Below are 19,757 nucleotides of genomic sequence, written 5' to 3'. Positions count from 1 at the left end.
CCCCTACTCCCCTACTCCCCTACTCCCTCTCGTATATCCCACATGAACCTGCTCTATGCCGTCTTCGCCTTCCTTCTGGCGCTCGTCTTTGGCTTTGTCGGCATCACCCGCGTCGGCTCCTGGCTGATCGAGCGCCGCAACCCGGCCGTCGGCGAATTCATCGACATCGATGGCGCGCGCATCCATTATGTCCACGTTCCTGGCCACGCCAAGGCCGACCTGCCGCCTGTTGTCTTCATCCACGGCGCCAGCGCCAATCTCAGGGATCAGATGCTGCCGCTCAGGCCGTTGCTCGAAGGGCGCGCCGAATTGCTGTTCTTCGACCGGCCGGGATTCGGTTGGTCGGGACGCGGGCCCGGCAACAACGAGGATCCGTGGTCGCAGGCCGACACCGTCGCCGCGCTGATGGACCATCTCGGTATGAAGCAGGCTATCATCGTCGGCCATTCCTTCGGTGGCGCGGTGACGACCGCCTTCGGCCGCGAGCATGCCGACAAGACGCTCGGGCTGGTATTCCTGGCACCGGCAACCCATCCGTGGCCCGGCGGCGCAACCGCCTGGTACTACGACCTGACCACCATTCCGGTGATCGGCCGGCTGTTCTCCGAAACGCTGAGCTATCCGGCAGGAATGCTGCGGATCGCCGACGCTACGACCTGCGTCTTCTCGCCCAACAAAGTGCCGGACAATTATGTCGCCAAGGCCGCGATCCCGCTGGTGCTGAGACCGTCGGCCTTCCGCGCAAATGCCAGCGATGTCGCCGGCCTCTACCGCTATGCGCTTGGGGCCGCGCCGCGCTACGCCGAGATCAAGGCGCCGACCGTTGTCATCTCGGGCGATCGAGACAAGGTCGTCTACGCCCATATCCATTCGGTCGGCCTCGAGCGCAACATTGCCGGCGCCGAACTGGTCTGGGTGCGCAATCTCGGCCACAAGCCGGACTGGATCGCGTCTGATCTGGTCGTTGGCGCCATCGAGAAGGCCGCCGGCAGGAGCGTGGATCTGGAGGCGATGGCAAGGGCGGTGGAAGCGCGGATCGCCGGCGATGCCTATGGCGTCGGCAAATGCGCCGACCTCAAGGAACCCGAAGCGGAGTTGGCGCCGACCTGATGTGCGTCTTCCGAAAACGGTCGTCGAAAAACGGTATCGGGGGCAGAGCGGCATGTACTTCCTCAGACACGGCATAAAGAAAAATCCCGAAAAATTCTGGGCGCTGCCGGACCGCATCTTCTTCGGTTACGGCGCCTGCCCCATCCTTGCGGGCGTCTTTCTCAGCTATCCTCCCCTGGACGGATTTTACGGCGAGCGGATCATTCCAAGCGGGAACCACTACGGAAACCATATCTATGTGACCAACGGCGTGATCGCCTTCGACCACCATGGCTATTCCAGCCGCGAACGGCTTCTGGAACACCACAAACGAGGATGGGCTTCGCATAGCGCCGACTGGCACTGCACGCTGGAAAAGGTCGATTTCGATCTGCTCGACACTGCCGAACTTAATCGGCGAAAGATGCGGGGACCGGATCAATATCTGCAAGATCCCATACCCCGCGCGCGTCGCTTCCTTCAGCGCATTGACCACGCCGCAGCGGCAACAAGAGCTCTCAAGATCGCAACGCGGTGAAGCCCTGGGGCGGGCTTATCGGGTGCCCAAGTCCGAACCGACATAGGCGATGCGCAGCATATTGGTCGAACCGGGCGTCCTTAGCGGCACGCCGGCGGTGATGATGACGCGGTCGCCGGGCTTGCCGAATTCCTCTTCAAGCGCGATGCGGCAGGCGCGATCGACCATGTCGTCGAGATCGGTGGCATCGGGGGAGACGACGCAGTGCGTGCCCCACAGCAGCGACAGCCGCCGCGCCGTGTTGACGATCGGCGACAGGGCCACGATCGGCACCTGCGGGCGCTCGCGCGCGGCGCGCAGGCCCGTGGTGCCGGAAGCCGTGTAGGTGATGATCGCCGACAGTTTCAGCGTCTCGGCGATTTCGCGGGCCGCCAGCGAGATCGCATCGGCGCCGGTTGCTTCAGGCTCGGAACGCTGGGCGTTGATGATGCCTGCATAGGTCGGATCGGTTTCCACCTTGGTGGCGATGCGGTTCATCATCGCCACCGCTTCCACCGGATAGGCGCCCGCGGCCGATTCGGCCGAAAGCATGATGGCGTCGGCGCCTTCGAAGACGGCGATCGAAACGTCGGAGACTTCCGCGCGGGTCGGCACGGGCGCGGTGATCATCGATTCCAGCATCTGCGTGGCGACCACCACCGGCTTGCCGGCGCGGCGCGCTGCGCGCGTGATCTGCTTCTGGATCCCGGGCACGGCTTCCAGCGGCATCTCGACGCCGAGATCGCCGCGCGCGACCATCAGCGCGTCTGAGAGTTCAATGATTTCGGCCAGACGGGCAACCGCCTGCGGCTTCTCGATCTTGGCCATGATCAGCGCCCGGCCGCGTGCGATCTTGCGCGCTTCGGCAAGGTCCTCCGGCCGCTGCACGAAGGACAGCGCTATCCAGTCGACGCCGGTGGCGAGCACCGCGTCGAGATCCCTGCGGTCCTTCTCGGTCAGCGCGCCGACCGGCAGGTCGGTATCGGGCAGGCTGACGCCCTTTCTGTCGGAAATCGTGGTGCCGGCAACGACGGTGCAGACGATCGCCTTGCCATTGGCCTTCACTGCTTTCAGCTCCAGCTTTCCGTCGTCGATCAGCAGCCGGTGGCCGGCCTCGACCGAACTTAGGATTTCGGGATGCGGCAGATAGACCCTGGCCGCGGTGCCGGGCTCGGGATTGTCGTCGAGCGTGAAGGTCTGGCCGACGGTCAGCACCTCCTTGCCGTTGGCGAACTTGCCGACGCGCAGCTTGGGTCCTTGCAGGTCGGCAAGGATGCCGATCGGCCTTCCGACCGTCTCCTCGACGGCGCGGATGCGTCCGACCAGCGTGCGCATCAACTCGTGATCGGTATGGCTCATGTTGATGCGGAACACATCGGCGCCCGCTTCGAACAGCTTCTTCAGCATTTCCTCGGAAGAGGAGGCCGGACCGATGGTGGCTAGGATCTTGACCTTGCGGCTGCGTCTCATTGACTGTTTGTTCCCGGGGCGGCTGGTGCGCCTCCCGTTGCGGGGTCGTCGGTTAGCTGGACCATCCAGCTTGCCTGCTCGCCCGTGTCGTATTCCTGGAATCCGGCGCGCTGGAAGCCCCGGGCGACGCAATCGGTGACGCCGGCGATCTTGAACTCTTTTTCAGCCACGCACATGTTGATCGGGCCGTCCCAGCGTCCGCCGCGCTCGGCGTCTTCTGCATAAAGATAGTAAAACCTTGATGACAGCGGCCCTTCGATCAGCGTCTTGCAGCTCGATCCTTCGATGTGCCACCAGCCCTCGGTGATCCAGCCGGCCTTGGCACGATAGCCGATGCCGACGCCGACTAGGTTTTGCGTCGCGTTGCAGACGCGGAAATCAGCGCGTGCAGGCGAGGCCGCAACCATTGCGGATAAGCCCACGGCGAGCGTCAGGAGCGGCATGGCGAAGGCGAAGCGCACGCGCCGCCCGCCGGCGGAACTCATCCTGAAACCCCTCAAGAACCACATCAGCATCTCTCTGCGCCCCTTTTCGGAAAAGTCCGGGCGCATGTCAACGCGCCGTTTTGTCCAATTCCAATCGATTTAAGAAGGCTCCCGGCGCGCGGTCCGTCGCCCCTTGCCAGATTTCAGCGGAAACCTTGGCCAAACAACGGCATTGCGCCCGCGTCGTCTTCGTGGAAAGACGATAGCATCCTCCCCGGAAGCCAGCGAACAGACCATTTCCCGCCAATGACCCGATCCACAGTTTTCGCGCCTTTCGATGTCGTCGAGGGCGACCGCAAGCGGGGCATGGTGCTGTTGGCCGACCATGCCCGCCGCGACCTGCCTGAAGACTATGGCAGCCTTGGCCTGCCGGCGGCGGCGTTCGACCGCCACATCGCCTATGACATCGGCGTCGAGGCGGTGACGCGCGAACTCGCTGCGTTGCTCGACGTGCCAGCGGTGCTCGCCAATTTTTCGCGGCTGCTGATCGATCCCAATCGTGGTGAGGATGATCCGACGCTGATCCGTCAGCTCTATGACGGCACCGTCGTGACAGGAAACTATCCCCTCGCCCCGGAGGAGCGCGAAAGGCGGCTTGACCGCTTCTACCGGCCCTATCACGACGCCGTCGGCGCCATGATCGCCTCGGTCGCGCAGGCTTCCGGCAAGGCACCCTTCATCTTCTCCGTGCATTCCTTCACGCCGGTCATGCAGAGCAGACCGCGGCCGTGGCATGTCGGCGTGCTGTGGGACCGCGACGACCGCGTGGCGCGGCCGCTGATCGACATGCTGGCCGCTGACAAAAACCTCGTTGTCGGCGACAACGAGCCCTATGACGGCGCGCTGCGGGGCGACACCATGTTCAGGCACGCCATCGTCAACGGCTATGCCCACGCGCTGATCGAAATCCGCCAGGACCTGATCGCGACCGGCGGGGATGCGCTTTCGTGGGCTGAGCGTCTGGCGCCGATCGTTGACGCGATCGATCGCCGTCCCGATATACACCAAGTGAAGATGTTCGGCTCGCGCACCGGGCCGTTATGAGGAGGTTTCGATGACCGAACTCAGCGACGAACAGAAACGCGACTTCGAGGCCGCCGCCTTTCGCCGGCTGGTGGCGCATCTGCGTGAGCGTGGCGACGTGCAGAACATCGATTTGATGAACCTCGCCGGCTTCTGCCGCAACTGCCTGTCGAACTGGTATCGCGAGGCCGCGGAAGCCGAAGGCGTCGATCTCAGCAAGGACCAGTCGCGCGAGATCGTCTACGGCATGCCTTACGCGCAATGGCAGGCGCTGCACCAGACCGAAACCTCCGACGCCAAGAAGGCCGAATTCGAGGCCAGGCGACCCAGAGACCACTAGGTGGTCTCTCACGTCCTCGATTAGCCTAGGCGTTCGTTTGGCCCAAATGCTTCCCGAGCGCAGCGCTTGACTGAAAATTGAATCGATCTAATTTGCCGCGCAAAGCCACTTTCTGACCGGATTCGCCTATGAACGCGTCGAATGCAATGCAGACCGCCATTCGCGGCCGCTGGGCCGTGGCGGCCATCTTCCTCGCCAACGGCTTCCTGACCGGCAGCTGGGCGCCGCAGATCCCGGTGTTCCTGACCCGCCTGGACATTTCCAAGTTCACTCTGGGGCTTTTGATCCTGCTGTTCGGCGCCGGCGCCGTCACCGCCATGACCTGGTGCGGTCACCTGATTTCGAAACACGGCTCGCGCACCGTGCTGCGCTGGTTTGGCCTCTGCGGCAGCCTCGGCCTGCTGGTCGTGGCGCTGGCGCCCAACGTGCCGCTGGCTGCCGTCGCCATGTTCATCTTTGGCGGCTCCATCGGCGGCATGGATGTCGCCATGAACGCCAATGCGGTGGTGGTCGAGCGGCGGCTGTCGCGCGCGATCATGTCCTCCTCGCATGGCTTCTGGAGCCTCGGCGGTTTCGCCGGCGGTGCCCTTGGCGGCTTTGCCATCCAGAACTACGGCCACCTCGCCCACGCCGCGGTCGTGACGGCGCTTGCCTTAGCGGCGATCGCGGCGGCGGTGCCCTATATCGTCGCCGAGGGCAGGCCGCAGGCTGCCGAGCATCATAAATTCAGCTTGCCGGGAAACCCGCTGGTCTACCTCGTGGGCCTGATGGCGCTGCTGACGATGGTCTCTGAAGGCGCCGTACTCGACTGGGCAGCGCTTTATCTCAGGCAGGAACTTGGCGCCGATCTCGCCATTGCCGGCCTCGCCTATGCCGCCTTTTCCGGCGTCATGGCGATCATGCGTTTCTTCGGCGATGGCGTGCGCAATCGTTTCGGGGCCGTGACGACGTTGCGCGGTTCGGCGATCATCGCTGCCGCCGGCATGCTGATCGCAGGCCTGTCGCCCTCACCGTGGCTTGCCATCTCCGCCTTCGCTCTGTGCGGCTTCGGCATCGCCAATATGGTGCCGATCATCTTTTCGGCCGGCGGCAACCAGGAAGGCATGTCGTCGGGCACCGGCATGAGCGTGGTCACCACTATGGGCTATTCCGGCATCCTCGTGGCGCCCTCCGCGATCGGCTTTGTCGCCGAGCATTCCAGCTTCGGCCCGATCTTCATCGCCATGTCGGGCCTGCTGATCGTCGTCCTGCTGATGGCCGGATTGGCTCACCGCGCCGAATTCGCTCCCGACGCGGCGCCGGCCGAATAGCGTTTCAGTTCCTCGTGGAGGAAATCCGCCACGCGTCGGATGCGCACGCTGGTGCGCACGTCGCGATGCATGGCCAGCCACACCGGCAAGCTGGGCAGCGGCAGGCCCGGCAGCACCTTCTCCACCAGGGGGTCCCGCTCGGCCAGCGGCTCCTGGCCGAGGCCGATGCCGTTTCCCGCCCGCACCGCCTCCCAAAGCACGATCTGGTTGTCGGCCCGGAAGCGAAAACTGTTCCGGGTGACCGGTATGCCGAAATGCGTAAAGCCTCGGATCATCTCGTCGCTCCGGTCGAAGCCGATCAGCGCGTGGTCGAGCAGGTCGGCCGGCTCGCGCGGGTGGCCGCACCGGTCGAGATAGGCTAGGGAAGCACAGGCGCAGAGCGCGATATCGCAGACCTTGCGCGCCACCAACTCGTTCTGTGTCGGCTTGACCATGCGGATGGCGATGTCGGCATCCCGGCGCAGCAGGTTCTCGACCTGATTGGAAGCGACGATCTCGACCTCGATGCCGGGCTCCTCGATGCCGAGCCGCGCCATCATGTCGGGCAGCACATAGGCCGCCACCACCTCGCTGGCGGCGATGCGCACCGTCCCTTCGATCGCTTCGACCGAACCCAGCGCCAGCCGTGAAAAAGCGCTCGCCTGCTCGCTCACCGCCTTGCCGCGCTCGAAGAGAGTGGCCCCGGCCTCGGTCAGCGCGTAGCCGCTTCGCCCGCGCCGGAACAGGATGACGCCGAGCGCTTGTTCCAGTTCCGAGATGTGGCGGCCAAGCGTCGGCTGGCTTGCCGATAGCTTTCTCGCCGCGGCCGACAGGCTGCCGGTCTCAGCGACCGTGACGAAGCTCTTGATCAGGTTCCAGTCGATATCAGCCATTCACAACTGAATATCAGAACTGCACACATGGTCAATTTCAATTCATTGGTGAGGCAATCATATTCGGCCTGCAAACATCGATACGCCCTGCAACAAGCCAACCAGGAGTAACCCAAATGACCAAGATTGCACTCACCGCCGCTGCCCTCCTCATCGCCGCCAACGCCGCTTTCGCAAGCAGCGACAAGTTCGGCTCGAACAATGCCAGCCAGACGCCTGTCGCCAGCAAAGACAAGACGATCACCACATCGATCGAGAAGTCGAATGCAATCATCCGGAAGCCGGTCGTCCAGGGCAGCAACCGCGACCTCTTCGGCAACCGCTGAACAGACGCCGAGATATCCCCAAGGCGGTGGGCTTGTCCCGTCGCTTCACAGCAAACAGGAGACGAAGAATGACCAAGATTGCAATCCTCGGCGCCAATGGCCGGCTCGGCCGCGTGGTCGCCAAGGCCTTCATCGATGCGGGCTATGATGTCCGCGCCATCACCCGCACCGGCAAGGTGCCGGCTGAGCTTGCAGGCGCGACGGCCGTCGCCGGCCATGCGCTGGACGGCGAGTCTCTGATCCGCGCCACGCAGGGCGTCGACATCATTTTCAACGGCCTGAACCCGATCTACACCGACTGGGGCAAGTGCCTGCCGATGGCCGAGAATGTCATGGCCGCCTGCCGGGCCAACGGCACGCTGCATCTCTTCCCCGGCACCGTCTATAATTATGGCTCGCCGATGCCGGCGGTGATCACGGAAGACACGCCGTTCCACCCGACAACCGAGAAAGGGCGGATCCGCTGCGCCATGGAGGCCCTATTCCGCCGTGAAGCTGAGGCGGGTCGGGTGCGCACGATCATTCTGCGCGCCGGCGATTTCTTCGGCGGCACCGGCAACGGCTCCTGGTTCGACCTCGTCGTGGCCGCCAAGATGAGCAAGGGCATCTACACTGCGCCCGGCCCGGCCGATCTGGTGCATGAATGGGCCTATCTGCCGGATTTCGCTGTCGGTTTCGTCGCGCTGACGCGCAACCTCGACAAGCTCGGCTCTTACGAGGCGCTGAATTTTCCGGGCCATGCCGTCACCGACATCGAGATCAAGACGGCCGCCGAAAAGGCGCTCGGACGCAAGCTGAAACTCAGCTTCATGCCCTGGTGGGTGCTGCGCGCCGGCAGCCCGTTCGTGGCGATGTGGCGCGAGATCGTCTCGATGTCCTATCTGCGCTTCGAAGCGCACCGGCTGGCCTCGGCGCGGCTGAACGAGATCATCGGTGAAATCCCGCACACCCCTCTGAACCAGGCGGTGCACGAAGCCTTGCAGGATATCGGCGTCGCCGTCGCGCCGGCCTGGCACCAAGCAGCGTGATTGCCGAGCGTGCCGAAAAGACGGGAACGGCGGGCTCGGCCGCAAATCGTTGCCAGTCAGATCCGGCCCATCAGAAGCAGGATAAGCACCACGACGAGGACGACGCCGACGATGCCCGACGGCCCGTAGCCCCAGGAGCGCGAATGCGGCCATGCCGGCACCGCGCCGATCAGGATCAGGATCAGGATGATGATGAGAATCGTGCTGATCGTCATTTTAGAGCCCTCGCCGTCTGGTTGAATCCGAGGGAACAATGCAAAAGGCCGCCCGGTAGTTCCCGGGCGGCCTTTTGACCTGCCTTGCGAAACCGCTCTATTCGGCGGCCTTCGGGAAGGCGACTGCCGGCTCGGCGTCGCCATCGGCCGCTGGCTCCTGCGGCGAGATCTCTCGCTTGCCGCGTCGCAACAGCCGGCTGAACCACCCTCGCCGCGCGCCGGGCTTGACCTTGGCGCGGGTGAACACCATCAGCATCGACGGCGTCACCACCAGCGTCAGCACGGTGGCGAAGGACAGGCCGAACACGATCGCCGACGACAGCGAAATCCACCATTGCGTCGAAGGCGCGTTGATCGTCGTCTCATGATGGAAGATTTCGAGGCCGAGGCCAAAGGCGATCGGCAGCACGCCGAGGATAGCCGAAACCGCCGTCAGCACCACCGGGCGGGCACGCTCGCGGCAGGTCTGCAGCACAGCTTCCATCTTGTCCCAGCCCTCCTCGCGCAGCCGGTCATAGGTGTCGATCAGCACGATGTTGTTGTTGACCACCACGCCGGCCAGCGCGATGACGCCGATGCCCGACATGACGATGCCGAACGCCTCACCTGTCAGAAGCAGGCCCAGGAACACGCCGATCGTCGCCATGACCACGCAGGACAGCACCAGCCAGACGCTGGTGAACTTGTTGAACTGCGCCAGCAGCACCAGGAAGATCAGGAAGATCGCCGCGCCGAAGGCCTTGCTGAGGAAGGCGCTCGCTTCCGCACTGTCCTCGTTGGAACCGGCGAGCTTCCAGCGGATGCCGCTGCCGAGATCCATGTCCGAGACCGCCTTGGTCACCTGCTCCTGTACAGCTGCGACCTGCGCTCCGGCGGCGACATTGGCCTGCACGACGACGGTGCGCGCGCCGTCGATGCGGTTGAGAATGCCGACCGTCGGCTCGGGCTTGCGCACGACGAAGTTCGAGATCGGCACCGACCCTTGCGACGTCTGCACCCTGAGTTCGTCGAGCGTCGACAGCGTGCGCCGGTCTTCCGGCAGGCGCAGGCGGATGTCGACGGCATCGTCGGCGCCCGCCGGCCGGTATTCCGACAGCTTCAAGCCGTTGGTCACCAGCTGCACCACGGTGCCGACCGAGGTCGGGCTGATGCCGTATTGGGCGGCCTTGGCGCGGTCGACCTCGAGCGCCCAGTCGACGCCGGGCGGCGGCAGGCCGTCCGAAATGTCGATGACGTTGGGCACCTTGGCGATCCGCGCCGCCACCGCGCGCGCCTTGTCGTCGAGCCCCTTGGGATCGGCGGCCGAAAGCCTGATCTGGATCGGCTTGCCGGTCGGCGGACCTGCCTCCGGCACGCGCACCTCGACATCGACGCCGGGAATGCCGGCCATGACGCCGCGCAGGTCGCTGAGGATCTGGTTGGCGGACTTGCGCTCGCGCCAGTCGACGAATTCGTACTGGATCACGCCGACGACGTCCTCGGGAATGTCCTGGCCGCCGCCCTGAGTCTTGCCGGCGCGTGTATAGACCGATTTCACGCCCGGCCAGCCGAGCAGCCTGTTCTCCGCCGTCCTGGTGGCGGCATCCATCTCGGCCAGCGAAAGATTGCCGCGCGCATGCACGTAGAGCAGGCCGTAGTCCGGCTCGACGCTGGGGAAGAACTCGACGCCGGCGCCGTATTTCGAATAGGCGTAGCCGACGCCGAACAGCAGCGCCACGGTGAGCACCAGGACGGTGATCGGGAAGCGCACCGCCTGCTTGACGATGGCCATGTACCAGCCGTCGCGGTTGTCGTCCTCGTGATGCTTCGGCGCCTTGGCGAAGATCGCGCCCAGCGTCGGCGCGAACACCAGCGCATAGAGCATCGAGGCCGACAGCGTGACGATCAGCGTGATCGGCATGTATTTCATGAAGTCGCCGATGATGCCGGGCCAGAACAGCAGCGGCGAGAACGCGGCGATGCGCGTCATCGTCGCCGCGATGACCGGGCCGGCCATGCGCTTGGCGGCGAGCGCGAAGGCATCCGCCTTCGGCATGCCTTCGCTCATGCGCCGCTCGGCGAACTCGGTGACGATGATGGCGTCGTCGACCAGCATGCCGACAGCCAGGATGAGGCTGAACAGCACGATCATGTTGATCGTGTAGCCCATCATGGCAAGCAGCAATATGCCGATCAGGAAGGACGATGGTATGGCCAGCCCGATGAGCAGCGAGGCGCGGCCCGACAGCGCGTAGAGAATGACGATGAACACCAGGATCACGGCGATCATGACGTGGTTCTGGAGGTCACCCAAGAGCTGGTTGACGAAGACCGACTTGTCCTGCGTGTAGGTGACATGCATGCCTTCGGGCATCGTCTTGATGAAGGTGTCGGACACCTCCCTGACATGGTTCAGCGTGTCGATCAGGTTGGCGCCGATGCGCTTCTTCACCTCGATGGCGATGGCCGGCTTGCCGTCGAGGCGAGTGACCGTCTCGGCGTCCTTGAAGGTCGAGCGTATGGTGGCGATGTCCTTGGCCTGCACCACGGCGTTGGGTGTGGCGACGACCGGCAGGTTGGCCACGTCCTCGGGCGTCTCGATCAGCGACGGCACCTTGACCGCGTATTTGCCTTCCGAGCCTTCGAGATTGCCGGCGGCGACCAGGCTGTTGGAGGCGCCGACGCCTTGCATCAGCTGGTCGAGCTGCAGCCCGTAGGAGGACAGCTTCACCGGATCGATGACCACTTCGACCAGATCGTCGCGCGCGCCCTGCAGCGAGCCTTCCAGCACGCCCGGTACCTCTTCGATACGGTCGCGCAGTTCGCGCGCAGCCGCCGTCAGCACGCGCTCCGGCACGTCGCCCGACAGAGTGACGACGAGGACCGGAAACTCGGAAACGTTGACCTCGTTGACCGTCGGCTCCTCGGCCGCCTGCGGCAGGTCGGCCTTGGCGTCCTGCACCTTGCTGCGCGTGTCCTGGAGCGCCGTGGCCAGATTGGTTTGCGGCTGGAACTCGACAAGCACGTAGCCGCCGCCCTGGAAGGCGGCCGAGCGCATCTCCTTGAGGCCCTTCAGGCTCTTCAGCTTGCTTTCCATCGGCCGCAGGAGAAGGCGTTCCGAATCCTCCGGCGAAATGCCCTGGTAGATCAGGCTGATATACATCATCGGGATCGGAACGTCGGGTTCCGCTTCCTTGGGCGTCGACTGATAGGCGACCCAGCCCGCCGCCAGCAGGAACAGCAGGGCGGATATTGTGAGGCGGGCGTTGTGGATTGCGAGTCTGACGATATCCATGACTTGATGCCTGCTGTTTCTTCGGAAGCGGCGAACTGGCGGGAGGCGCCGGAGATCCCGACGCCGGGCTTTGCGCTACTGCGTACCGGCGGTGGCTTCGCCGATCAGCTTGTTGATGGTCGCCTGGTCGGCCTCGACGGGCTTGACGATATCGCCTTCCTTCACCAGTTCCTGGCCGGCGACAATGATGCGCGCATCTTTCGGAATTCCGCCGAGCACGAGACCGTTCGGCGTGTCGTCCACCAGGTCGATCGGGTAGAAGGCCACCTTGTCGTCGCTGCCGACGGCGCGGATGCCGAGATCACCCTTGTCACCCAGCGTCACCACCGAACGCGGCAGCAGAACTGCGTCGGTCGGCTCGGCGCTGAGCGTGATCTCGGCCGTCATACCGGCGGGGATGCTGCCATCCGCATTTGGGATCGCCACTTCGACACGGAAGGTGCGGGTCTGGGAGGAGGCGTCGCGGCTGATATACCGCACGGTGCCGGTGACCTTCTGGTCGTTGACCAGGCGCACATTGGCCTCTTCGCCGATCTTGATATAGCGCAGGTCGCGTTCGCTGATTTCGCCGCGGGCGATCACCGGATCGAGCTTGAGGATGGTCGCCACCTCGCCGCCTTGCATGACCGAGCTGCCGAGTTCCACCGGCACCCTGTCGATGACGCCGTCGAACGGCGCCTTGACCTCGTTGCGGTCGAGCTCAGCCTGCGCGGTCTCCAGCATCGATTGCGCCGAGGTCAAATTCGAGCGCGCCGTGTCGAGCTGCAGCTTCGGCAGATTGCCGGTCTTGGCCAGCCGTTCGGCGGCGTCGAGCTCGGCCTTGCGTTGCGCCAGCAACTGCTTGGCGTTGTCGACATTCGAGATTTTCTCTTCGGCCGCCAGCATCAGAACCAGATCGCCCGTCTTGACGTGCTGGCCTTGGCTGACCGGCAGTTTGTCGATGACACCGGCGACGCGCGTTGCTAGCACCGCCCGCTTGTCGGCCTCGGTCAACCCCGAAATGCGGATAGCGCGCGCATAGGTCTTGCGCGGCGGCGTCACCACCGCGACGGTGCGCGGCGCGGCTTTCGGCTCGGCTTGCGCCGTGTTCGGCTTGCCGGCCTCCGGCGTCTTGGCCTTTTCGGCCTCTGCCGCCCTCTGGGCGTCGGCGGCGGCACTGCCAACGGATGAAAACTCGCCCGTCGCCATCCAGGCGGCGAAACCGATGAGCACAACAATGGCAGCAAGCTTGTGAAACCTGATTTTCGGCATCGTCGTTTTTTCCACTGCGGGGTTTGGCCGGGACTGCGTCCTCCTCGAGGAGCGCGTCGCCGATATGGGTGCGCGCCAGGCCGTGTTCAAATTGCCGTGATCGGCGAAGCGCGCTTCTACATCAAGTTTGCAACGCAATATAGTCGGAAAGTTGCAGCAGCATTGCGAAGCTGGACAGAGTATAGCCGTCGCGAAGCATTTTTTTGCCCAAATAGGGTGCGGCTTTAGCGGGGCTCGTTGGCGACCGATGATCGGCCGTTGAAGGCCCGGTGCCGCCGGGCCTGCGTCTGCTCTCGGAGGCACGACGCCGGCGCGAGGCGATTTTCAACCCCACGCGGGTTTCGAGCACGATGATAACCTCGGCCTGACGGACCATCCCGGCGTGCGACATTTCACGCAACACACTGGAATTGCTTGAACAACGGACCGTTCAACTCTGATCCAGATCGTCGTTCCCTGGTCAAGCCGGATGCTCCAGGAGCGAGGACGGGTCGCCTCGATGCGTCTGCTCCATCGCGTTCCGCCGTCTAGGCTTGAGACATGATATAGCCTCCAACAAAACGCCTGCTGGTGCTGTTCGTGGCAGTATTCCTCGCCCGCCAGTCACCGTTCCGGATACGGTCGAGGGATGGCGCCCAACAGCGGCGCCCGCACGACACTGGCAGCAGGCGTCAGCATGATGATGCGCGCCTCACACGCGATGGTTGTTGCTGGCGCCGGAAGGAACTTGCTGGCACCGCGCGGCAGATCACGCCCGTGTGACGGATGCGGGTTCAGGCCCGGCGACGCTCCGCTTCGGGGTTCTTGCGCGCGGCCAGGAATTCCTTCACCCGTCGGCCAGGTGCCGGACCCCGCACCGGCTTGAAGCCGTCGTCGAGCTCGCCGGAGAGGTCGAGCGTCGGCCGCTTGCCGACGGCATCGTAGTTCTCCTCCAGCCAGTCGCTGGCGGCGGTGCGGCCAAGATCGCGCAGATAGGCCAGGAATGCCCATTCGGCATTGACCTTCGATGATGCCGACAGGTCCTTGAAGGCCTCATCGGCGTCGATGCGGTGCATGCGGATGTCCCGGTACTCGCCCCGCGGCAGGCGGCCGGCGGCGATCAGTTCCTTGACGAAGGCGATCGAACGGAATTCGCGCAGCAGCCCGGCGTTGAAGGTGATCTCGTCGATGCGGTTCTGGATCTCATTGGCGCTTTTGGGCGTTCCCTCGCGCACGACCGGATTGATCTGCACCAAAAGCACGTCCTCGGTGGCAGCCGTCTTGAAGAACGGATAGAGCGCCGGATTGCCGCCATAACCGCCATCCCAATAGGGCACGCCCTTGATCTCGACGGCGCGGAACAGTTGCGGCAGGCAGGCCGAGGCCATCACTGTGTCGAGGTCGATCTCGCCATCGGAAAACACCCGCAACTGCCCTGTCTCGACATTGGTGGCCGAGATGAACAGTTCCATCGACTTGCAGGCGCGTACATTGTCGAAATCGATCCCCTGCGCGACCACGTCGCGCAGCGGATTGAGGCCGAGCGGGTTGGCGACATAGGGCGAGAACACGCGCGACATGGTGTCGAAGAAGACATAACCCGGCGTGTTCTCGATCGACCAATTGCCCCAGGCGACGTCCCACGGCATGCGCTGCACCGGGCTAAACCGGCCCTTCGCCGCCACCGCATGCCAGAAGTCGTCGAGCTTCTTGCGCGCGCCTTCGACGCCGCCGCGAACGAAGCCGTCGGCCAGCGCCACCGCGTTCATCGCGCCCGCGCTTGTGCCGGACACCGCTGCGATCTCCAGCCGGCCATCCTCCAGAAGCCGGTCGAGCACGCCCCAGGAAAAAGCCCCGTGGGAACCGCCGCCCTGAAGCGCGATGTTGATCTTCTTCTTTTCCTCCGCCTCGCCGTTCTTCGTCATGGCGTTCCTGTCGATCCGGTGCCTGACTTATTGCGCGCGCCCGGGAATCGGGGCGTCACCGTCACGGCAGACCTATGTTGCAGTGCAGCATATAAGGACACACCAAGGCAAGAACACGAGCACGGTCGCGTGATCGCATGAAATTTCGATCATGCGGAAACACCCTCCGCCTTGTGGCGGAGGGCGCGGTGTATCTTCCAAACAGGTTTGATGCTCAGGCGACGAGGTCCGGCATCGGTCCGACATAGCGCGACAGCGGCCGGATCAGCCGTCCCGTCGTCTGCTGCTCGCGCGCATGCGCGACCCAACCGGCGACGCGCCCGGCCGCGAAGACATTGCTGAAGGCTTGGCTGGGAAAACCCGCCGCTTCCAACACCAGCGCGGTGTAGAACTCGACATTGGTCTGCAGCGAGCGCTGCGGCTTGGCAATCCGAAGCACATGGAGCGCCGTCTGTTCGACTGTCTCGGCGAAGGCCAGCCGGCGACCGGTCTCGCCCTCGCCGCCGAGCTGCCGCACCACCGCCTTCAGCACATCGGCGCGCGGATCGCGCACGCGGTAGATGCGGTGGCCGAAGCCCATGATGCGTTCACCACGCGCGATCTCGCCGCGCAGCCAGCCGGCGGCGTCGCCATGCGCCTGGATGGCGTCGAGCATCTCGATGACAGGGCCGGGCGCGCCGCCATGCAGCGGCCCCTTCAGCGCGCCGAGGCCAGCCAGCACCGACGATGTCAGCCCGGCCTGCGTCGAAGCGACGATGCGCGTGGCGAAGGTCGAGGCATTGAGGCCGTGGTCGCAGACGGTCACGAGGTAAGTGTCGAGTGCCCTTGCCAGAGCCGGCGTCGGCACGGAACCGTCGAGCATCCTCAGCATATCGGCGGCATGATCGGCCCTCCCATCCGGCGCGACCGGCTGCTCGCCGCGCCGCAGGCGCAACAGCGCCGGCGTCAGCACGGCGGGCGCCGCGATCAGCCCAAGCGCGTCCGTCAGCGTCTCGCCGTCAGGCAGCAACGCCATGCCGGCACGCATGGCGCTATAGACGTCGAGCGGCGCCAGCAGGGGCAGGCAAGACAAGAGCCGGTCGAACACCTCGACGCGCGCCTGGCCCAGTCTCGCGGCCAGTTCCGCGTCTCCGGGAAGGTCGTAGAAGAAGCCGTCGAGAAGCAGGCGAACGACCTGCGGATAGTTCCATCGCCCGGCCAGTTCCGGCAGGGAGTACCCCCGGATCGTCAAGCGGCCGCCCAGCCCATCCACGTCGGACAGCACCGTTTCCGCCGCCACCACATCATCGAGCCCGTTCGCCATGGCTTTGTCTCCTTGAGCTTTTCCGACACTAAGGATAAGGATGGGCAACACGCGCATCAATCTTGATCAACATAATCAATATGGGACCGACATGTCCGAATGGCTGTCGCGGGACGAGGCACTGGAACGGCTCAAGGTGCGGCCGCAGACGCTCTACGCCTATGTCAGTCGCGGGCGCATCGGCATGCGCCCGGACAGTGCCGATCCACGCCGCAGCCAATATCGCGCCGACGATATCGCGGCCCTGATGATGCGAAGAGAGCGCGGACGCAGCCCATCGGCCATCGCCGAAAGCGCCATCGCCTGGGGCGAACCCTCGCTCGTCACCTCGATCTCGACCGTTTCGCACGGCCACCTTGTCTATCGGGGCCGCGACGCCGTTGCGCTGTCCGAACATGCCACGCTCGAAGAGACCGCCGCCGTGCTGTGGGCCCTGCCTGAGCCGGTGAGTTTCGAGGCTCCGGCCTCGGATCAATCCCAACAACTCGGCCGAGCCCCGGCCTTCATGCAACTTGCCATGCTCGCCGGCCAGGGGCGGCCTTCACTAGGGCGCGGCGCCGCCTCGCTGTGCGCCGACGCCGCGCGCGCGATCGGCGTGCTGGCCGGCGCTCTTGGCGCCTCGGCGGGATCAGATCCGGTGCACATGCGGTTGGCGCGAGGCTGGTCGGTGGATGAAGGCGGGGCGCAGGCTATCCGGCGCGCCCTTGTGCTGCTTGCCGATCACGAACTCAACGCATCGACCTTCGCGGCGCGCGTCGCGGCCTCGACCGGAGCCTCGCCCGCCGCCTGCCTGCTCGCGGGTCTGGCGACACTTTCCGGTCCGCGGCACGGTGGCGCCGGCGAGGCGGTGATGCAACTCGCGGACGATGCGGCGCGGCACGGCGCCGATGCGGCGATCCGGCGCTGGCTCGGCCATGACAGGCCTTTGCCAGCGTTCGGCCATCCGCTCTATCCCGAAGGCGATCCCCGCGCCACGGCGCTTTTGGCGGCCATCGACAACACCGACAGAACATTGCGATCGCTGGAAATCGCCGCCATTGCCGCGACCGGCGCCCGCCCGAACGTCGACTTTGCCCTGGCCGTTCTGACGCGCAGCCTCGACCTGCCGCGCGATGCGCCGTTCCAGCTGTTCGCGCTTGGGCGCAGCGTTGGCTGGGCCGCCCACATGGTCGAACAGGCAATGAGCGGCGGCAGCATCAGGCCGCGCGGTCGCTATGAGGGATTATTGCCGTAGGATCGGAAGAAAAGCGCTGCGCGCTCACGACATGGTGTCGAGCTTGCGCTGCATGGCCGCGATCTGGTCCTTCAACTGCTGCAGATCGTCGGGTTTTTCCGGCGTTTCCTTCCTGGCCGGTTCGGCGGGGGCCGCCGCAGGTGCCGAGCCTGCCGGCGGGAAAGGCGTGAACAGCCGCATGGCATTCTGGAACATTTCCATGTTGCGGCGCGTCTGCTCCTCCAGCGCCTTGATCGGCGTGGCCATCTTCATCATGTCGAGTGGTGACTTGCCGATAGCGCCCTTCATCTGCTCGCGGAAGCGCTCCTGTTCCTTGGAGAAGGCGATCATCGACTGTTCGAGGAAGCTCGGCACGATCATCTGCATCTGGTCGCCGTAGAAGGCGATCAACTGGCGCAGGAACGGGATCGGCAGCATGTTCTGCCCGTCCTTGTTCTCCAATTCGAAGATGATCTGGGTCAGAACCGGATGCGTGATGTCGTCGCCGGTCTTGGCGTCCTGCACCGTGAACTCTTCGCCCTTCTTGACCATTTCGGCCAGGTCCTCGAGCGTCACATAGGTGCTGGTGCCGGTGTTGTAGAGCCGGCGATTGGCATATTTCTTGATGACGATCGGATCGTCTTTCGCAGCCATCTGCATCCTCCCCGGACACCGGCGCGCCTGAGTAAGCCGCCGGTAACGATTGCGCCCGTTCAAAGGATATGCGCAAAAGCGTCACAATTCCAAGCAGTTTGTGCAGTGCGGGATTAATTATCGCTGCATGGCCGGTGAAATATGCTGCGCAGCAGCGGACAGCTTGATGTCGCGGCCATGCGCAGCTTGCTTGCGACGCATGGGTGCCCTGCCGATTTCCGGTTTGACTCGGGGTTGGGAAAGGGCAAGAAAAGTCTTCAATGACAGAACATCAGCTTGAAGTTTGGAGAACAGAATGCCCGCTTCCAATGCCATCGTCGTCGCCAGCGCGGCGCGCACACCGGTCGGTTCCTTCAATGGCGCTTTCGCCGCCACCCCGGCTCACGAGCTTGGCGCCGTCGTCGTAAGGGAATTGTTGTCGCGCGCCGGCGTCGAGGCGGCCGAAGTCGACGAGGTCATTCTTGGCCAGGTGCTGACCGCGGCCCAAGGGCAGAACCCCGCCCGCCAGGCTTCGATCCTCGCCGGGCTGCCCAGGGAGACCACCGCCTGGGGCCTCAACCAGGTGTGCGGCTCGGGCCTGCGCGCCATCGCGCTCGGCATGCAGCAGATCGCCACCGGCGATGCCAAGGTGGTTGTCGCCGGCGGCCAGGAATCGATGTCGATGTCGCCGCACGCCCAGCATCTGCGCGCTGGCGTCAAGATGGGCGACTACAAGATGATCGACACCATGATCAAGGATGGACTGTGGGATGCCTTTAATGGCTATCACATGGGCAACACGGCCGAGAACGTCGCCCGCCAGTTCCAGATCACCCGCGAGGACCAGGACCAGTTCGCGCTGGCCTCGCAGAACAAGGCCGAGGCCGCGCAGAAGGCCGGCCGGTTCAAGGACGAGATCGTCGCCTTCACCATCAAGGGCAAGAAGGGCGATACAATTGTCGACCAGGACGAATACATCCGCCATGGCGCGACGCTGGATGCCATGACCAAACTGAAGCCGGCCTTCGACAAGGACGGCACTGTGACCGCCGCCAATGCCTCCGGCATCAACGACGGCGCCGCCGGCGCGCTTTTGATGAGCGAAGCGGAAGCTGCCAGGCGGGGCATCACCCCGCTGGCGCGCATCGTCTCCTGGGCGACCGCGGGCGTTGACCCGGCGATCATGGGCACCGGTCCGATTCCCGCCTCGCGAAAAGCGCTGGAAAAGGCCGGCTGGTCGGTCGGCGATCTCGACCTGATCGAGGCCAACGAGGCTTTCGCCGCGCAGGCCTGCGCGGTCAACAAGGACATGGGCTGGGATCCCTCGATCGTCAACGTCAATGGTGGCGCCATCGCCATCGGTCATCCGATCGGCGCCTCTGGCGCGCGCATTTTCAACACGCTGGTCCACGAGATGCGCCGAAGAGGTGCCAAGAAGGGTCTCTCCACCCTGTGCATCGGCGGCGGCATGGGCGTCGCCATGTGCGTCGAAGCGCTCTAAAAG

20 protein-coding genes are annotated in these 19,757 nt (G+C 64.6%); 9 read left to right on the top strand and 11 right to left on the bottom strand.

Annotation, left to right across the window (positions count from 1 at the left end; genetic code table 11):
* The first annotated feature begins 42 nt into the window (after positions 1 to 42).
* Together FJ986_RS29165 and FJ986_RS29160 are read left to right on the top strand one after the other, a co-directional pair.
* Entirely contained in the window at positions 43 to 1,110 is a 1,068-nt protein-coding gene (locus tag FJ986_RS29165) for an alpha/beta hydrolase (protein ID WP_140560815.1), read from the top strand.
* 52 nt (positions 1,111 to 1,162) lie between these two features.
* Positions 1,163 to 1,627, top strand: a complete 465-nt coding sequence (locus FJ986_RS29160; protein WP_140676714.1) for a hypothetical protein — start codon at positions 1,163 to 1,165, stop codon at positions 1,625 to 1,627.
* A gap of 15 nt (positions 1,628 to 1,642) precedes the next feature.
* On the opposite strand, the gene pyk is transcribed toward FJ986_RS29160, so the two are convergent.
* Both pyk and FJ986_RS29150 read right to left on the bottom strand, forming a co-directional pair.
* The gene (gene pyk, locus FJ986_RS29155) at positions 1,643 to 3,076 is read right to left on the bottom strand and encodes a pyruvate kinase (protein WP_140493391.1); all 1,434 of its coding nucleotides are present in this window, start codon (positions 3,074 to 3,076) and stop codon (positions 1,643 to 1,645) included.
* On the bottom strand, positions 3,073 to 3,561 hold the full coding sequence (locus FJ986_RS29150; RefSeq protein WP_140493388.1) for a DUF1036 domain-containing protein: 489 nt from the start codon (positions 3,559 to 3,561) through the stop codon (positions 3,073 to 3,075). Before FJ986_RS29150 ends, pyk begins: the two co-directional genes overlap by 4 nt.
* Before the next feature lie 246 nt (positions 3,562 to 3,807).
* Between FJ986_RS29150 and FJ986_RS29145 the strand changes: the two genes are divergently transcribed.
* From FJ986_RS29145 to FJ986_RS29135, 3 genes are all read left to right on the top strand, one after another.
* Entirely contained in the window at positions 3,808 to 4,605 is a 798-nt protein-coding gene (locus FJ986_RS29145) for an N-formylglutamate amidohydrolase (protein WP_140560813.1), read from the top strand.
* Between the two features lie 10 nt (positions 4,606 to 4,615).
* Positions 4,616 to 4,924, top strand: a complete 309-nt coding sequence (locus FJ986_RS29140) for a DUF1244 domain-containing protein (RefSeq protein ID WP_140493382.1) — start codon at positions 4,616 to 4,618, stop codon at positions 4,922 to 4,924.
* Between the two features lie 128 nt (positions 4,925 to 5,052).
* A complete protein-coding gene (locus FJ986_RS29135; protein ID WP_140493379.1) occupies positions 5,053 to 6,234 on the top strand; it encodes an MFS transporter in 1,182 nt (393 codons plus the stop codon).
* Here FJ986_RS29135 and FJ986_RS29130 read toward each other — a convergent pair.
* Positions 6,192 to 7,106: a LysR family transcriptional regulator gene (locus tag FJ986_RS29130; protein WP_140560812.1), complete on the bottom strand. Its 915-nt coding sequence runs from the start codon at positions 7,104 to 7,106 to the stop codon at positions 6,192 to 6,194. The genes FJ986_RS29135 and FJ986_RS29130 overlap by 43 nt on opposite strands.
* 116 nt (positions 7,107 to 7,222) lie before the next feature.
* Between FJ986_RS29130 and FJ986_RS29125 the strand changes: the two genes are divergently transcribed.
* Positions 7,223 to 7,432, top strand: a complete 210-nt coding sequence (locus FJ986_RS29125; protein WP_140493372.1) for a DUF680 domain-containing protein — start codon at positions 7,223 to 7,225, stop codon at positions 7,430 to 7,432.
* 68 nt (positions 7,433 to 7,500) lie between these two features.
* A complete protein-coding gene (locus tag FJ986_RS29120; protein ID WP_140676711.1) occupies positions 7,501 to 8,460 on the top strand; it encodes an SDR family oxidoreductase in 960 nt (319 codons plus the stop codon).
* A gap of 56 nt (positions 8,461 to 8,516) precedes the next feature.
* Here the strand turns inward: FJ986_RS29120 and FJ986_RS29115 are convergent, their stop codons facing one another.
* The 6 genes from FJ986_RS29115 to FJ986_RS29090 form a co-directional block, all read right to left on the bottom strand.
* The gene (locus FJ986_RS29115; protein WP_140493366.1) at positions 8,517 to 8,675 is read right to left on the bottom strand and encodes a DUF3309 family protein; all 159 of its coding nucleotides are present in this window, start codon (positions 8,673 to 8,675) and stop codon (positions 8,517 to 8,519) included.
* A 97-nt stretch (positions 8,676 to 8,772) separates the two neighbouring features.
* Positions 8,773 to 11,949 carry an efflux RND transporter permease subunit gene (locus FJ986_RS29110; RefSeq protein WP_140493363.1) on the bottom strand — a complete coding sequence of 1,059 codons (3,177 nt, stop codon included), beginning with the start codon at positions 11,947 to 11,949 and terminating at the stop codon, positions 8,773 to 8,775.
* Positions 11,950 to 12,024: 75 nt separating this feature from the next.
* The gene (locus tag FJ986_RS29105; protein ID WP_140493360.1) at positions 12,025 to 13,200 is read right to left on the bottom strand and encodes an efflux RND transporter periplasmic adaptor subunit; all 1,176 of its coding nucleotides are present in this window, start codon (positions 13,198 to 13,200) and stop codon (positions 12,025 to 12,027) included.
* Between the two features lie 121 nt (positions 13,201 to 13,321).
* Positions 13,322 to 13,603 (bottom strand): hypothetical protein, encoded by a 282-nt coding sequence (locus FJ986_RS29100; RefSeq protein ID WP_140554936.1) that lies wholly within the window; start codon positions 13,601 to 13,603, stop codon positions 13,322 to 13,324.
* Between the two features lie 370 nt (positions 13,604 to 13,973).
* Entirely contained in the window at positions 13,974 to 15,104 is a 1,131-nt protein-coding gene (locus tag FJ986_RS29095) for a patatin-like phospholipase family protein (RefSeq protein WP_140676708.1), read from the bottom strand.
* 214 nt (positions 15,105 to 15,318) lie between these two features.
* Positions 15,319 to 16,407, bottom strand: coding sequence for a citrate synthase/methylcitrate synthase (locus FJ986_RS29090; protein WP_140493354.1), 1,089 nt, complete (start codon positions 16,405 to 16,407; stop codon positions 15,319 to 15,321).
* 91 nt (positions 16,408 to 16,498) lie between these two features.
* Here FJ986_RS29090 and FJ986_RS29085 point away from each other — a divergent pair, with 91 nt between their 5' ends.
* On the top strand, positions 16,499 to 17,641 hold the full coding sequence (locus FJ986_RS29085; RefSeq protein WP_140517575.1) for a citrate synthase: 1,143 nt from the start codon (positions 16,499 to 16,501) through the stop codon (positions 17,639 to 17,641).
* Between the two features lie 24 nt (positions 17,642 to 17,665).
* Here the strand turns inward: FJ986_RS29085 and phaR are convergent, their stop codons facing one another.
* Both phaR and FJ986_RS29075 read right to left on the bottom strand, forming a co-directional pair.
* Positions 17,666 to 18,274, bottom strand: coding sequence for a polyhydroxyalkanoate synthesis repressor PhaR (gene phaR / locus FJ986_RS29080; protein WP_140493348.1), 609 nt, complete (start codon positions 18,272 to 18,274; stop codon positions 17,666 to 17,668).
* A gap of 117 nt (positions 18,275 to 18,391) precedes the next feature.
* On the bottom strand, positions 18,392 to 18,589 hold the full coding sequence (locus FJ986_RS29075; protein ID WP_140493345.1) for a hypothetical protein: 198 nt from the start codon (positions 18,587 to 18,589) through the stop codon (positions 18,392 to 18,394).
* Between FJ986_RS29075 and FJ986_RS29070 the strand changes: the two genes are divergently transcribed.
* Positions 18,570 to 19,754, top strand: a complete 1,185-nt coding sequence (locus tag FJ986_RS29070; RefSeq protein WP_140493342.1) for an acetyl-CoA C-acetyltransferase — start codon at positions 18,570 to 18,572, stop codon at positions 19,752 to 19,754. The genes FJ986_RS29075 and FJ986_RS29070 overlap by 20 nt on opposite strands.
* The last annotated feature ends 3 nt before the right edge of the window (positions 19,755 to 19,757 follow it).

Source organism: Mesorhizobium sp. B1-1-1, assembly GCF_006442955.1.
Lineage (GTDB): Bacteria > Pseudomonadota > Alphaproteobacteria > Rhizobiales > Rhizobiaceae > Mesorhizobium.
Note: the sequence above shows the minus strand (reverse complement) of the source record. Positions and strands in the feature narration are given on the sequence as shown.

Bases quoted from the DNA above. Each gene is read 5' to 3' on its own strand.
- FJ986_RS29125 (WP_140493372.1), top strand. From the start codon at position 7,223: ATGACCAAGATTGCACTCACCGCCGCTGCCCTCCTCATCGCCGCCAAC.
- FJ986_RS29115 (WP_140493366.1), bottom strand. From the start codon at position 8,675: ATGACGATCAGCACGATTCTCATCATCATCCTGATCCTGATCCTGATC.
- FJ986_RS29145 (WP_140560813.1), top strand. From the start codon at position 3,808: ATGACCCGATCCACAGTTTTCGCGCCTTTCGATGTCGTCGAGGGCGAC.
- pyk (WP_140493391.1), bottom strand. From the start codon at position 3,076: ATGAGACGCAGCCGCAAGGTCAAGATCCTAGCCACCATCGGTCCGGCC.
- FJ986_RS29135 (WP_140493379.1), top strand. From the start codon at position 5,053: ATGAACGCGTCGAATGCAATGCAGACCGCCATTCGCGGCCGCTGGGCC.
- FJ986_RS29165 (WP_140560815.1), top strand. From the start codon at position 43: ATGAACCTGCTCTATGCCGTCTTCGCCTTCCTTCTGGCGCTCGTCTTT.
- FJ986_RS29095 (WP_140676708.1), bottom strand. From the start codon at position 15,104: ATGACGAAGAACGGCGAGGCGGAGGAAAAGAAGAAGATCAACATCGCG.
- FJ986_RS29130 (WP_140560812.1), bottom strand. From the start codon at position 7,106: ATGGCTGATATCGACTGGAACCTGATCAAGAGCTTCGTCACGGTCGCT.
- FJ986_RS29120 (WP_140676711.1), top strand. From the start codon at position 7,501: ATGACCAAGATTGCAATCCTCGGCGCCAATGGCCGGCTCGGCCGCGTG.
- FJ986_RS29085 (WP_140517575.1), top strand. From the start codon at position 16,499: ATGTCCGAATGGCTGTCGCGGGACGAGGCACTGGAACGGCTCAAGGTG.
- FJ986_RS29150 (WP_140493388.1), bottom strand. From the start codon at position 3,561: ATGAGTTCCGCCGGCGGGCGGCGCGTGCGCTTCGCCTTCGCCATGCCG.
- FJ986_RS29140 (WP_140493382.1), top strand. From the start codon at position 4,616: ATGACCGAACTCAGCGACGAACAGAAACGCGACTTCGAGGCCGCCGCC.
- FJ986_RS29105 (WP_140493360.1), bottom strand. From the start codon at position 13,200: ATGCCGAAAATCAGGTTTCACAAGCTTGCTGCCATTGTTGTGCTCATC.
- FJ986_RS29070 (WP_140493342.1), top strand. From the start codon at position 18,570: ATGCCCGCTTCCAATGCCATCGTCGTCGCCAGCGCGGCGCGCACACCG.
- FJ986_RS29110 (WP_140493363.1), bottom strand. From the start codon at position 11,949: ATGGATATCGTCAGACTCGCAATCCACAACGCCCGCCTCACAATATCC.
- FJ986_RS29075 (WP_140493345.1), bottom strand. From the start codon at position 18,589: ATGGCATTGGAAGCGGGCATTCTGTTCTCCAAACTTCAAGCTGATGTT.
- FJ986_RS29090 (WP_140493354.1), bottom strand. From the start codon at position 16,407: ATGGCGAACGGGCTCGATGATGTGGTGGCGGCGGAAACGGTGCTGTCC.
- FJ986_RS29160 (WP_140676714.1), top strand. From the start codon at position 1,163: ATGTACTTCCTCAGACACGGCATAAAGAAAAATCCCGAAAAATTCTGG.
- phaR (WP_140493348.1), bottom strand. From the start codon at position 18,274: ATGGCTGCGAAAGACGATCCGATCGTCATCAAGAAATATGCCAATCGC.